Origin of the sequence: Bacillus xiapuensis, from assembly GCF_002797355.1 — a bacterium.
GTDB classification, from domain to species: Bacteria; Bacillota; Bacilli; order Bacillales; family Domibacillaceae; genus Bacillus_CE; species Bacillus_CE xiapuensis.
In genome coordinates this window covers 1,591,016-1,603,931 of the sequence record NZ_KZ454939.1, presented here as the reverse complement: position 1 = coordinate 1,603,931, position 12,916 = coordinate 1,591,016, and the positions used below count along the sequence as shown (strand labels likewise).

The 12,916-nt window shown below is 42.3% G+C and carries 10 protein-coding genes; all 10 read left to right on the top strand.

Annotated elements, in window-relative coordinates:
* The first annotated feature begins 155 nt into the window (after positions 1 to 155).
* Positions 156 to 1,007: a glucose PTS transporter transcription antiterminator GlcT gene (glcT, locus tag CEF20_RS07960; RefSeq protein WP_100331307.1), complete on the top strand. Its 852-nt coding sequence runs from the start codon at positions 156 to 158 to the stop codon at positions 1,005 to 1,007.
* 233 nt (positions 1,008 to 1,240) lie between these two features.
* Positions 1,241 to 3,292, top strand: coding sequence for a glucose-specific PTS transporter subunit IIBC (gene ptsG, locus CEF20_RS07955; RefSeq protein WP_100331306.1), 2,052 nt, complete (start codon positions 1,241 to 1,243; stop codon positions 3,290 to 3,292).
* An 18-nt stretch (positions 3,293 to 3,310) separates the two neighbouring features.
* Complete coding sequence (locus CEF20_RS07950) at positions 3,311 to 3,577, top strand: phosphocarrier protein HPr (RefSeq protein WP_100331305.1); 267 nt, start codon at positions 3,311 to 3,313, stop codon at positions 3,575 to 3,577.
* Positions 3,577 to 5,298, top strand: coding sequence for a phosphoenolpyruvate--protein phosphotransferase (gene ptsP, locus CEF20_RS07945; RefSeq protein ID WP_100331304.1), 1,722 nt, complete (start codon positions 3,577 to 3,579; stop codon positions 5,296 to 5,298). Before CEF20_RS07950 ends, ptsP begins: the two co-directional genes overlap by 1 nt.
* A gap of 352 nt (positions 5,299 to 5,650) precedes the next feature.
* Positions 5,651 to 7,318, top strand: coding sequence for a glycoside hydrolase family 13 protein (locus CEF20_RS07940; RefSeq protein ID WP_100331303.1), 1,668 nt, complete (start codon positions 5,651 to 5,653; stop codon positions 7,316 to 7,318).
* 60 nt (positions 7,319 to 7,378) lie between these two features.
* Positions 7,379 to 9,022 (top strand): PTS transporter subunit IIBC, encoded by a 1,644-nt coding sequence (locus CEF20_RS07935; RefSeq protein WP_100331302.1) that lies wholly within the window; start codon positions 7,379 to 7,381, stop codon positions 9,020 to 9,022.
* 4 nt (positions 9,023 to 9,026) lie between these two features.
* On the top strand, positions 9,027 to 9,812 hold the full coding sequence (locus CEF20_RS07930) for an endonuclease/exonuclease/phosphatase family protein (RefSeq protein WP_100331301.1): 786 nt from the start codon (positions 9,027 to 9,029) through the stop codon (positions 9,810 to 9,812).
* Between the two features lie 24 nt (positions 9,813 to 9,836).
* Positions 9,837 to 10,322 (top strand): PTS sugar transporter subunit IIA, encoded by a 486-nt coding sequence (locus CEF20_RS07925; protein ID WP_100331300.1) that lies wholly within the window; start codon positions 9,837 to 9,839, stop codon positions 10,320 to 10,322.
* Positions 10,323 to 10,367: 45 nt separating this feature from the next.
* A complete protein-coding gene (locus CEF20_RS07920; protein ID WP_100331299.1) occupies positions 10,368 to 11,390 on the top strand; it encodes a LacI family DNA-binding transcriptional regulator in 1,023 nt (340 codons plus the stop codon).
* Positions 11,391 to 11,626: 236 nt separating this feature from the next.
* Positions 11,627 to 12,631 carry an ROK family glucokinase gene (locus CEF20_RS07915; RefSeq protein WP_100331298.1) on the top strand — a complete coding sequence of 335 codons (1,005 nt, stop codon included), beginning with the start codon at positions 11,627 to 11,629 and terminating at the stop codon, positions 12,629 to 12,631.
* Positions 12,632 to 12,916 lie beyond the last annotated feature (285 nt).

The following is a 12,916-nucleotide window of genomic DNA, read 5'->3' as shown; positions in this document are numbered from 1 at the left end:
GAGTAGGAGTTTATTTTACCCATTTGTCTTTCACAGCAGGCTGCGAAAATGAATTTTTTTTGAGAATAGTATTATTTTCATTGACGTTAAAACAGTTTCTTTTATATTATGTAAAGACGAGTAATGACAAGTGAAAACAGGGGAGTGAAGGATTCGTGCAAGGGTCCTTTGTCGTAAGAAAAGCGCTAAATAATAATGTACTCATTGCATCACATGCTGAATATGACGAGGTAGTCCTGATAGGGAAAGGAATCGGCTTCGGCAAAAAAAACGGCGATCCAATCGCACCAGAAACGATAGAAAAGCTCTTCATCTTAAAAAGTGAACAAGAGCAAGAGCAGTACAAGCAATTGCTTAACCATATTGATGAGCGTTTTATTGGGCTCATGAACGATGTGATTTCCCTGATTCAAAAGCGGGTCAATGCCCCGTTGAATGAGCATATCCATGTGGCTCTTACCGATCATATTTATTTTGCGATCAAGCGAATCCAGCAGGGAATGGATCTGAAGAACCCGTTTTTATTAGAGACTAAAGTGATGTACCCGCATGAGTATACAATCGCTGCTGAAGTTATTGAAATGATAAATGAGAGAATGGAGATCAATCTGCCGAATGGAGAAATCGGTTTCATCGCCCTTCATATTCACAGTGCATTGACGGCTAAACGGATTTCAGAGGTGAATAAACATTCACAGCTGATTCAAACGATTATCGAAATGATTGAACATGCATTTCATATTGCTATTGACCGCGATTCTATCTATTATATGAGGCTCATTCGCCATCTCCACTTTACGATCGAGCGGGTGAAAGCAGGGGAGAGAGCAGAGGAACCTAAAAAAATTGCTTTACTCTTGAAAGAGGAATATCCTCTGTGCTATAATTTGTCTTGTAAAATCATTAAGGTGATGCAGCAAGCATTGAAGTTACCCGTTTATGAAGCGGAAGCTGTGTATTTAACAATGCATCTGCAGCGCTTAGTTGTAAAAACTGAATTAGCATAATTCGTTTTGATACGTGTTACTGATTCGATCAGGCATGAGTTGAGAAATGAAACATTGGTATGTGAGATTGTTAGGATCTCATATGTATTCCATAAAGTTTCTTTCTTTTCTCATGTCTTTTTTTGTTGTAAAAAGAAAGCGTTTAACATTTTATAGTGTAGGAAAAGGATATAGAGTGACGTATCAAAACAATCGCTTAATTCACATTACAAATAGAAAAGGTGGCGTGCGCAATGTTTAAAAAGCTTTTCGGTGCATTACAAAAAGTCGGAAAAGCATTAATGCTCCCTGTAGCCATTTTGCCAGCGGCGGGTATTCTGCTTGGTGTAGGGACAGCTCTGCAAAACCCTTTGCTGATTGAACGTTTTCCAGTGCTTGGAGCAGAGTGGTTTCAATTGGTAGCTAACGTGCTCGCACAAGCTGGAGATATCATTTTCGCCAACTTATCGCTCTTATTTGCGGTAGGGGTGGCAGTTGGTTTAGCGGGCGATGGCGTTGCAGGGATTGCAGCTATTGTGGGATATCTCATCATGAACAAAACGATGAGTGCGATCCTGATCGAAACAGGAAAATTGGACCCAGCGATGATCGGCAAAGACCCGGCCTTTGCGAGTATCTTGGGAATCCCAACTCTGCAAACAGGGGTCTTTGGAGGCATCATCGTCGGGGTATTGGCTGCATCCATGTATAATCGTTTCTTTAAAATTGAATTGCCCCAATACTTGGGATTCTTTGCAGGCAAACGTTTTGTGCCCATTGTTACAGGGGTGTCTGCTATTATTCTCGGGGTTGTCCTGATCTTCGTGTGGCCGCCGATCCAGGATGGATTGAATGCATTTTCGCAAAATATGCTCGGGGCCAGCCCGACAATATCCGCATTTATTTTCGGACTGATCGAGCGTTCCCTTATTCCTTTTGGACTGCACCACATCTTCTATTCACCGTTCTGGTTTGAATTTGGCGAGTATGTGAATAAAGCAGGAGAAGTCATTCGTGGTGACCAGAAAATCTTTTTCGCACAGCTTAAAGACGGTGTGGAATTGACGGCGGGTACATTCATGGCAGGAAAATTCCCGTTCATGATGTTCGGTTTGCCGGCAGCGGCACTGGCTATGTATCATGAAGCGCGGCCTGAGCATAAAAAATATGTAGCGGGCATCATGGGATCGGCTGCATTAACATCCTTCCTAACAGGTATTACAGAGCCGCTTGAATTTACGTTCTTGTTCGTAGCACCCGTTTTATTTGCCATTCACGCCGTGTTCGCCGGATTGTCATTCATGATGATGCAGCTGTTAAATGTTAAAATAGGTATGACGTTCTCCGGCGGTGTGATTGACTTTATGCTATTCGGTGTAATGCAAAACCGTACCGATTGGTGGCTAGTTATTCCGGTAGGATTAGTGCTTGCTGTCATTTATTATTTCGGTTTCCGCTTTGCGATCCGCAAATTTAACCTGAAAACGCCGGGGCGTGAAGTGAAAGAAGAGCAAGGCGAAGACGCAGGCACTGCAGGAGCGGGAGAGCTTCCGCGCAATATACTTGAAGCGCTAGGCGGACAAGCCAATATCACGAATTTAGACGCATGTATCACACGTCTGCGTGTATCTGTGAAGGATGTGAAGCATGTCGATAAAGAGCGTTTGAAAAAATTGGGTGCTTCAGGTGTCCTTGAAGTAGGGAATAACATTCAAGCAATCTTTGGACCTAAATCCGACACATTAAAGGATCAAATCAAAGACATCATGGAAGGGCGTACGCCAGTTGCGGCAAAAGAGCCGGAAGTTTCGGAACATGAGACCGCCACACCGGCAGAAATGAGCGGTTCTGTAAATGATCTAGTTTCTCCAATTAAAGGAGAGATTGTCCCGCTTTCTGAAGTGCCGGACCAAGTGTTTTCCCAAAAATTAATGGGAGACGGCTTTGCTGTTGTTCCGTCAGAAGGCAAGGTAGTCGCACCAGCAGACGGCAAAATCGTTACCACATTTCCGACCAAGCATGCCATTGGAATGGAAACGGCGAGCGGCCGCGAGCTTTTAATTCATTTTGGGATTGATACAGTGAATTTAAAAGGGGAAGGCTTTGATTTGCTGGTGTCTCAAGGAGACGAAGTGAAAAAAGGTCAGGAGATCTTGAAGGTTGATCTGGATTATGTGAAAAAACATGCGCCTTCCGTGATGACGCCGATCATTTTCACTAATCTGCAAGCTGATGAAAAAATCAATATTGTAAAGCAAGGTCATGTTAATAGTGGAGAAGAAAACATCGTAACTATTTCAAAGTAGAAAAGGAGAATGTTGATCATGGCAGAAAAACAATTTAACGTAGTAGCAGATACTGGAATCCACGCGCGTCCGGCCACAATATTAGTGCAAACAGCAAGCAAATTTAATGCTGATATTAGCTTAGAGTATAACGGTAAGACCGTTAACTTAAAATCAATTATGGGAGTTATGTCTCTCGGTATCCCGAAAAACGCTGTTATCAAAATTACTGCTGAAGGGTCTGAAGCGGATCAAGCAATGGCTGCTTTAGAAGAAACAATGAAAAACGAAGGATTTGCAGAATAATGACAAACGAAATCCTAGGCATTGCCGCGTCCAGCGGCATTGCCATCGCCAAAGCCTTTCGTCTTGAGAACCCGGAGTTAACAGCAGAAAAAACAGCAGTAGCGGATACGGATGCAGAAATAGCGCGTCTTGAAAGAGCGCTGGCTCAATCAAAATCGGAGCTTGAAGTAATTAAAGAGAATGCCCGTAAAGAATTGGGAAAAGATAAGGCCGACATATTTGCAGCACATCTTCTTGTGTTAAATGACCCGGAGCTGATTCATCCGATTAAAGATAAAATCAATTCTGAGAAAGTAAACGCTGAATTTGCATTAAACGAAGTGGCAGCCATGTTTGTCAGCATGTTTGAATCCATGGACAATGAATACATGAAAGAGCGTGCTGCTGATATTCGCGATGTAACCAAACGTGTATTAGCCCATCTGTTAGGCGTGACCATTGCCAGTCCAAGCATGATTTCGGACGAGGTTGTGATTGTGGCAGAAGACTTAACGCCATCAGATACTGCTCAATTAAATCGTAAATATGTCAAAGGCTTTACAACCGACATCGGCGGCCGTACATCACATTCTGCCATTATGGCCCGCTCTATGGAAATTCCCGCCGTTGTCGGAACGAAAAAAGTCATGGCTGACATTCAAAACGGTACAATGGTCATTGTGGACGGCTTAGACGGGAAAGTAATTGTCAACCCCACAGAAGACTTGATCAAAAGCTATGAAAAAAAGAAAGCTGCTTATGAAGCGCAAAAAGCCGAGTGGGCGAAGCTCGTAAATGAAAAAACAGTGTCGGCTGACAATTATTCTGTTGAATTGGCTGCCAATATTGGCACACCTGATGATGTAAAAGGAGTGCTGGCAAACGGTGGAGAGGGTGTAGGACTGTACCGAACCGAGTTTTTATATATGGGCCGCGATACGCTTCCAACAGAGGAGGAGCAGTTTGAGGCTTATAAGGCGGTATTGGAACGCATGGAAGGGAAGCCGGTTGTCGTTCGCACACTTGACATCGGCGGCGATAAGGAGCTTCCATATCTTGATCTTCCGAAAGAAATGAATCCGTTCTTGGGATTCCGCGCCATTCGTTTATGCCTTGAAATGCAGGATATGTTCCGCACACAGCTTCGCGCGTTATTGCGCGCAAGTGTTCACGGCAACTTAAAAATCATGTTCCCAATGATTGCGACTCTTGATGAATTCCGTCAGGCAAAAGGCATTTTAATCGAGGAAAAAGATAAGCTTCAAGCGCAAGGCATGGCGGTTTCCGATAAGATTGAAGTGGGAATGATGGTGGAAATTCCGTCTTCTGCTGTCATGGCAGACCTTTTCGCGAAAGAAGTCGATTTCTTCTCAATCGGGACAAATGATTTGATTCAGTACACCTTGGCGGCTGACCGTATGAATGAACGTGTTTCCTATCTTTATCAGCCATACAATCCGGCCATCCTTCGCCTGATAAAAAATGTTATTGACGCCGCCCATAAAGAAGGAAAGTGGGCTGGCATGTGCGGTGAAATGGCAGGAGATGAAATCGCAATTCCTATTCTTCTTGGATTAGGATTGGACGAATTTTCCATGAGCGCGACATCCATCTTAAAAGCACGTTCACAAATCCGCCAATTATCCAAAGCAGAGATTGAAAAACATGTCGATGCCATTCTTTTAATGGATACAACAGAAGAAGTAAAAGCATTTGTTAAAGAAACATTCCATATCGGTTAATGAAAAAAACGTTTGGTCTACTCGGCCAAACGTTTTTTTATGTGAACATATCAAGGCTGTCACCTCCAGAATGAAAGCATCGGCTATTGAAGACCGTTATATAACAATATCCCATGAAACCGCGTTGCATTTCTAACGGGAGAGGTTTCATTAAAGTGAGATGAAATTCAAGCCTAAATCAGGAGGGGGTTAAAGCGGTTTGAAATGGAATAAGCCCTTAAGATTCACTGTTTCTATCAAATCATTTTGGGCTAAAACCATCGAGGAAATTTTTAAAAAATTTATGAAAACGATTGCACAAAATCTATCTGTTTGGTATATTCTTTTTAAGAAATGAGAGGAGGCAGGAACCATGAAGAGAACATGGTGGAAAGAAGCAGTCGCATACCAAATTTATCCCCGTAGCTTTATGGATTCAAATGGCGACGGGATTGGCGATATTCAAGGTGTTATTTCCAAGTTGGATTATTTAAAGAATTTTGGAATTGATGTCATCTGGATTTGTCCAATTTATTCTTCGCCTAATGATGATAACGGTTACGATATTAGTGACTACAAAGGAATAATGGAAGAATTCGGAACGATGGCTGATTTTGATCAGCTGTTAACAGAGGTCCATAATCGCGGAATGAAATTAGTTATGGATTTAGTGATTAATCATACTTCTGATGAACATCCCTGGTTTATTGAATCTCGTTCTTCTAAGGATAATCCGTATAGAGACTATTATATTTGGCACCCGGGCAAAAACGGGAAAGAGCCGAATAACTGGGAGTCGATATTTGGAGGTTCTGCATGGGAATATGATCCGAAGACTGAGGAATATTATATGCATGTCTTCTCCCGTAAGCAGCCAGATTTAAATTGGGAGAATCCTAATGTTCGAAAAGATTTATATGAAATGATCAATTGGTGGCTCGATAAAGGAATTGATGGTTTTCGGGTGGATGCTATTTCTCATATTAAAAAAGTGCCTGGATTCCCGGATTTGCCGAATCCGAAGAACCTCGAATACGTTCCATCTTTTGAAGGGCATATGAACCGTGAGGGAATTGACGTTTTTCTCCAAGAGTTAAAGCGTGAAACCTTTGCTAAATACGATATCATGACCATCGGGGAAGCAAATGGGGTTGAGGCAGATCACGCAGAAGAATGGGTTGGAGAAGAGAACGGTATTTTTAACATGGTTTTTCAATTTGAGCACTTAGATCTTTGGGGAAAAAGCATAACAGGCGGAATTGATCTTCAAGCCTTGAAGGAAACCTTTCAAAATTGGCAGACAAAACTCGATGGAATTGGATGGAATGCATTATTCCTGGAAAATCATGACCAGCCCCGCTCCGTTTCGACTTGGGGAAATGATGGAGTATGGCGGGAGAAATCTGCTAAATGTCTAGCAACCATGTACTTTTTAATGCAGGGAACGCCATTTATTTATCAAGGGCAAGAAATTGGGATGACCAATGTGAAGTTTTCTTCCATTGATGATTATAATGATGTTGCAATTAAAAACATGTATCACAATGGAATAAAAGCTGGCATGAGTCATGAGGAATTAATGAGGATCATATGGAAAAATGGCCGTGATAATTCAAGAACACCGATGCAATGGACGGACGGTGCCAATGCAGGTTTTACGACAGGCCGGCCATGGTTAAAGGTAAACCCGAATTGTGTTGAAATCAATGTTGAGAGTGCGCTGAAGAACGCGGACTCGATCTATCACTATTATAAGAAGCTTATTCAGCTGCGAAAAGAAAATCTGACTTTAATATACGGGAGTTTTGAACTAGTAATGGCCAAACACAGCCAAATATTTGCCTACACGAGAACATTAAAAGACGAAACATTTTTAATTATGACAAATCTTTTTGCGAAAGAGACAGAATATGAGCTTCCGCCTGAATGGAAAGATAAAGGTTTGGAACTTTTAATGTTCAATTATGAAATAGAATCGCATGTGAATCGTCACAAAGGCAGCTTAAAACCGTTTGAAGCAAGAGTGTATCGGCTTACATGATTTTTTAAACCAATTTAGGCAAACGTTTGCGCTAAAAAGAGGTTAAGGAGGGAAATAGAAATGAAGAAACTTAAATCTTTTGATTTTTGGCAAAAGTTCGGTAAAGCTTTACTCGTTGTGGTAGCTGTTATGCCAGCAGCCGGAATCATGATTTCACTTGGAAAGTTAGTAGGAATGCTAGGAGCGGATATAGCTGTCTTAACCACGATTGCCTCCGTGATAGAGGGGATTGGCTGGGGGATTATCGGAAATCTTCATGTGCTATTCGCTGTGGCTATCGGCGGATCTTGGGCGAAAGAACGTGCCGGCGGGGCTTTTGCTGCCTTAATTGCTTTTATTTTAATTAATCGAATCACTGGTGCGATTTTCGGTGTCAATAACGAAATGTTAGGGGATGCTGAAGCTACGGTTTCTTCCCTGTTCGGCAGCGAATTAGTGGTAAAAGATTATTTTATTTCTGTTCTTGGTGCGCCAGCACTGAATATGGGGGTTTTTATTGGGATCATTTCCGGATTCTTAGGAGCCAACTTATTTAATAAATATTATAATTATGACAAACTACCACAATCCTTGGCCTTCTTTAACGGGAAACGATTCGTACCGTTTGTTGTCATTGTTGGGTCGATTGTAACGGCTATCATTCTATCAATTGTATGGCCGTTTATTCAAGGGCTGCTAAATGATTTTGGCCGCTGGATTGCAACATCACGTGACACAGCACCGATTGTTGCTCCATTTGTTTTTGGCGCGTTAGAGCGTTTATTGCTTCCTTTCGGTTTACATCATATGCTGACCGTTCCAATAAACTATACGGAGCTGGGAGGAACGTATACCATCTTAACTGGTTCAAGTGCCGGGACTACGGTTGCTGGACAGGATCCGTTATGGCTGGCATGGATTTCTGACTTAAATAACTTACTCGCAGCAGGAGACACAGAAGGCTATAAAGCATTGCTGCAGGATGTGACGCCTGCCCGCTTTAAAGTAGGGCAAATGATTCTATCCTGTGCATCCTTAATCGGTATAGCATTAGCCATGTATCGCAATGTCGATAAAGATAAACGGGCTAAATACAAGTCTATGTTCTTCTCTGCTGGATTAGCAGTATTTTTAACAGGTGTAACGGAACCAATTGAATTCATGTTCATGTTTATTGCGCCAGCCCTTTACGTAGCCTATGCGATTATGACAGGATTAGCATTTGCAGTTGTCGATCTGGTTCATATCCGAATCCACTCCTTCGGCCTTATCGAGCTTTTAACCCGAACACCTATGATTATAAAAGCGGGCCTATGGTTAGATCTCTTATATTTTGTTGTAGCATGCATCGTTTTCTTCGCGTTAAACTTTACGGTGGCGAATTTCATGATTAAAAAGTTTAAATATGCTACCCCTGGTCGCTTAGGAAACTATATTGAAGAAGAAACTGGACAAGCTTCATCAAGCGAACAGAGGGAAGAGGACAACTCACAAGCAGCAGCCATCATCGGTCTGCTGGGAGGGAAAGGAAATATCGAGGATGTCGATGCGTGTATGACACGTCTCCGTGTAACGGTAAAAGATGTGGATGCCGTAGCTTCTGAACAGCAATGGAAGCAATATGGCGCATTAGGCTTAATCATCAAAGGAAAGGGTGTTCAAGCCATCTACGGTCCAAAAGCCGATGTGTTAAAATCAGATATAAATGACCGTTTAGGAGGGTAATGAATTGAAATTATTAACTTTAAATTGCCATTCCTGGATGGAGGAAGATCAACTCGAAAAAATTAAAATTTTAGCTGAAACGATTAAGGAAAGATCCTATGATGTTATAGCGCTGCAGGAAGTGAGTCAGCCGATCGATTCAGAAAGTATAAACGAACGGATAAAACAAGATAATTTTATTCTGGTCCTCCTTGATGAATTAAAAAAGCTTGGAATTACGGATTATCAGTATTTCTGGGATTTTTCGCATATCGGATATGGCATGTATGAAGAGGGGGTTGCCCTGCTAACGAAGCACCCGATTGAAGAAAAAAACTCTTTCTTTTTGACTCAATCCGAAGATACAAATAATTGGAAAGCAAGAAAAATTGCAGGGATCAAAATCCGTTTTCAAAATCAGTCTATTGCTTTTTATTCTTGCCATCTCGGCTGGTGGGAGGATAAAGAAGAGCCGTTTACAATACAGGCCGATACGCTATGTAAAAAAGCAGGCAAAGATGCAAAGTATTTTCTAATGGGAGACTTTAATAACGATGCCAATGTTAGCGGAGAAGGATACGATTATTTGTTGAGTAAAGGCCTTTATGATACGTACCAATTAGCCAAAAAGAAGGATGGCGGAGCAACGGTGAGAGGGAAGATTGCCGGCTGGGAGGAAAACCAGCAAGCTTTGCGAGTGGACTATATCTTTTCCAGCTTTCCGGTTGAAGTCGAAGAATCCTGTGTTATATTTAACGGGAAACACAAGCCGGTTATTTCGGATCATTTTGGCGTAGAGGTTACGATTTAATAACAGGAAGAGGAGTAATAGAAAATGTTTCAATCATGGTTTAAACAAAAGAAGGAGTCGATCTGCGCTCCTTTAACAGGAAAAGTGGTTTTACTTGAGTCCGTTCCCGATCCTGTCTTTTCTCAAAAAATGATGGGAGACGGGGTGGCGATTATCCCTACAAACAATCAGGTTTTTTCACCAGTGGACGGCGAGATCATGAATGTATTTCCAACTAAGCACGCAATCAGTCTGCGTTCCAAAGCTGGTGCAGAGCTCTTAATTCATATGGGGTTAGAAACGGTCAATTTAAAAGGCGACGGATTCAATGTGCTGGTTCATGAGGGTGCTCAAGTTAAACAAGGGGAGCCAATTGCAGAATTTGATATTGAGAAGGTATCAAGCCATGGGAACGATGTGATTACCCCTATCATCCTTGTAAACGGCGATAGCTTTAAGATAGAAAATAGACAGAGCAATCAAGACACAGCGGGCGGCAAAGAGATTATAATGGAGATAGCCAAAATTTAATAGCTATAATGGATGGAAAGAAACATAACAAAGGGGATGCAAAGGTTGAGAATTACTATTAAGGATGTGGCTAAAGCGGCTAATGTTACGCCATCGACCGTATCAAGGGTTATTGCCGATAATCCGAGAATTAGTCAGAAAACAAAAGAAAAAGTGCGGAAAGTAATGGAAGACCTCGGCTATTACCCTAACTTTAAAGCCCGTCATTTGGCCAGTCGTATTACGCAAACGATTGGCCTGGCTATGCCGAATTCGACCGATAAAGTTTTTCAAAACCCGTTCTTTCCTGAGGTCATCCGCGGGATTGGTAAATTTGCCCATATGAAGGAGTACGCAATCCTGTTCTCCACTGGCGAGACGGAAGATGAGATTTATGATGGAATTGTTCGAATGGTTCAAAGCGGTCGTGTGGATGGAGTCATCTTGCTGTATTCACGGATGAATGACAAGGTAATGGCATTTCTGGATAAAAAAGATTTTCCGTATACGATGATCGGGAAGCCCTCTGATTCTATGGACAAAACTCCCCATGTAGATAATGATAATTTTAGAGCAGCAAAAGAAGTGACGGATTATTTGTTAAATCTTGGACATGAAAGGATTGGCTTTGTTGGAGGAAAGACCTCCCTAATGGTGACATTGGATCGGCAGCGGGGATATGAAGCCGCTCTAAAGAATGCTGGGATGCCAATCTGTCAAGATTATATCGTTCATGAGGATTTTTTAATGGAAGGTGGAAAAGAGGCGATTTCCGGATTATTATCCCTAAAGGAAATGCCGACGGCTTTAGTGGTTGCGGACGATTTAATGGCATTCGGAATTATCAATACGTTAGAGAAACTTGGACTTAGTGTACCGGATGATATATCGATTGTGGGCTTTAACAATTCTTTGTTATCCGCATTATCCCGGCCTCCGTTAACGACCGTTGATATCAATATCCATGATTTAGGCTTTCAGGCAGCTAAGATCTTAATAGAAATGATTCATAACCCGGATGAGCCCGTAAAGAGAATTATTGTGCCTCATCGGTTGATTGAGCGGAATTCATGCAAAAAATATAAGTGAACCTTCGCTGCTGAAAAGCAGAACAAAGGCTATGATCGCCATGTTCTGCTGCTGCGCCTTCGTACACGCCTATACGGCAGATGCTGTGATTTCCCGCTTAGACGTTTGATTGCCCTTTCATTCTTGAATGGAAGTTTACACGGGAGATAAAGCAAACTGTTGCCGCCAGCATCCCTGGCGGCTTTTCTAGCATACATGAAAGCATAAAGAATAGACCAAGAAAAGAGGGATAAGGTATGGAAGAAAAATGGCTAGTTGGTGTTGATTTAGGCGGAACCACCATTAAAATGGCTTTTATTAGTTTGGAAGGTGATATTCTGCACGGCTGGGAAATTGATACGGACAAAAGGGAAAAGGGTTTACATATTCCAGCAGCGATTGCAGCTTCCATTGATCAGAAGTTAGAGGAACTAGAACAAACGAAAAACCGGTTAATGGGGATTGGGATCGGAGCTCCGGGTCCTGTCAATGAGAAGGACGGTTCCATTGAAGGGGCTATTAATTTAGGATGGGGGAAATTCCCTTTACAAACTATTCTAGAGCGCGAAACATCCCTGCCGGCAGTGGTAGAAAACGATGCAAATATTGCTGCGATTGGTGAAATGTGGAAAGGTGCTGGCGGAGGAGCCAGAAATTTAATCTGTGTCACGTTAGGAACGGGAGTTGGCGGAGGAATTATTGTAAACGGTGAGATTGTCCACGGTGTAAATGGGGCTGCCGGTGAAATCGGCCATATTACATCTGTTCCTAAAGATGGGGCCCGCTGCAATTGCGGAAAACAGGGATGTTTAGAAACGGTAGCATCTGCTACAGGCATTACCCGCTTAGCGCAAGCAGAGCTATCTTCCTCGGATCAACCAAGTTTATTAAGAGATTATGATGCCATCACTGCTAAGTTGGTTTTTGATGCAGCCAATGAAGGAGACGAACTGGCTAAGCGAGTTATTCATGAGGTTGCGTTTCATTTAGGATTGGCATTAGCTAATTTAGCCAATGGATTAAATCCCGAAAAAATTGTGATTGGCGGTGGCGTGTCAAGAGCAGGGGACAGCTTGTTAGCCCCGCTGAAAAGGGAAGTAGCACGATTTGCATTTCCAAGGGTAGCCCAAGGTGTAGAAATTGTCCCGGCAGCACTCGGCAACAATGCGGGAGTTATTGGAGCAGCTTGGCTGGCCAAGGAGAAGATAATGAATAAATCCATCGGGCAAAATGGTGTGCTCGGGATTGGACACGGATCCTAATAGTTATGAACAAACAGCCAGGTGCTTTTTTATAAAGCCCTGGCTGTTTGTCATTCAAGCATATAATAGAACGTTACAGTGAGGATTCAACGGACTATTTATCCAGTGAACCGTTTACTGAAGAAAAGCGTGAGTCTTAAGGGATACAAATTTGATCACGAACAGGCTGAATAGGTGTATCCCCGTTTTCCACTTGAAGGTTAGCTGATTAAGAATTATTATGTGAAAGAGCTTAGCTCCCAGGCTTTCCGATTGTATTGACATCTTCAAGGTACTTAATGCGCC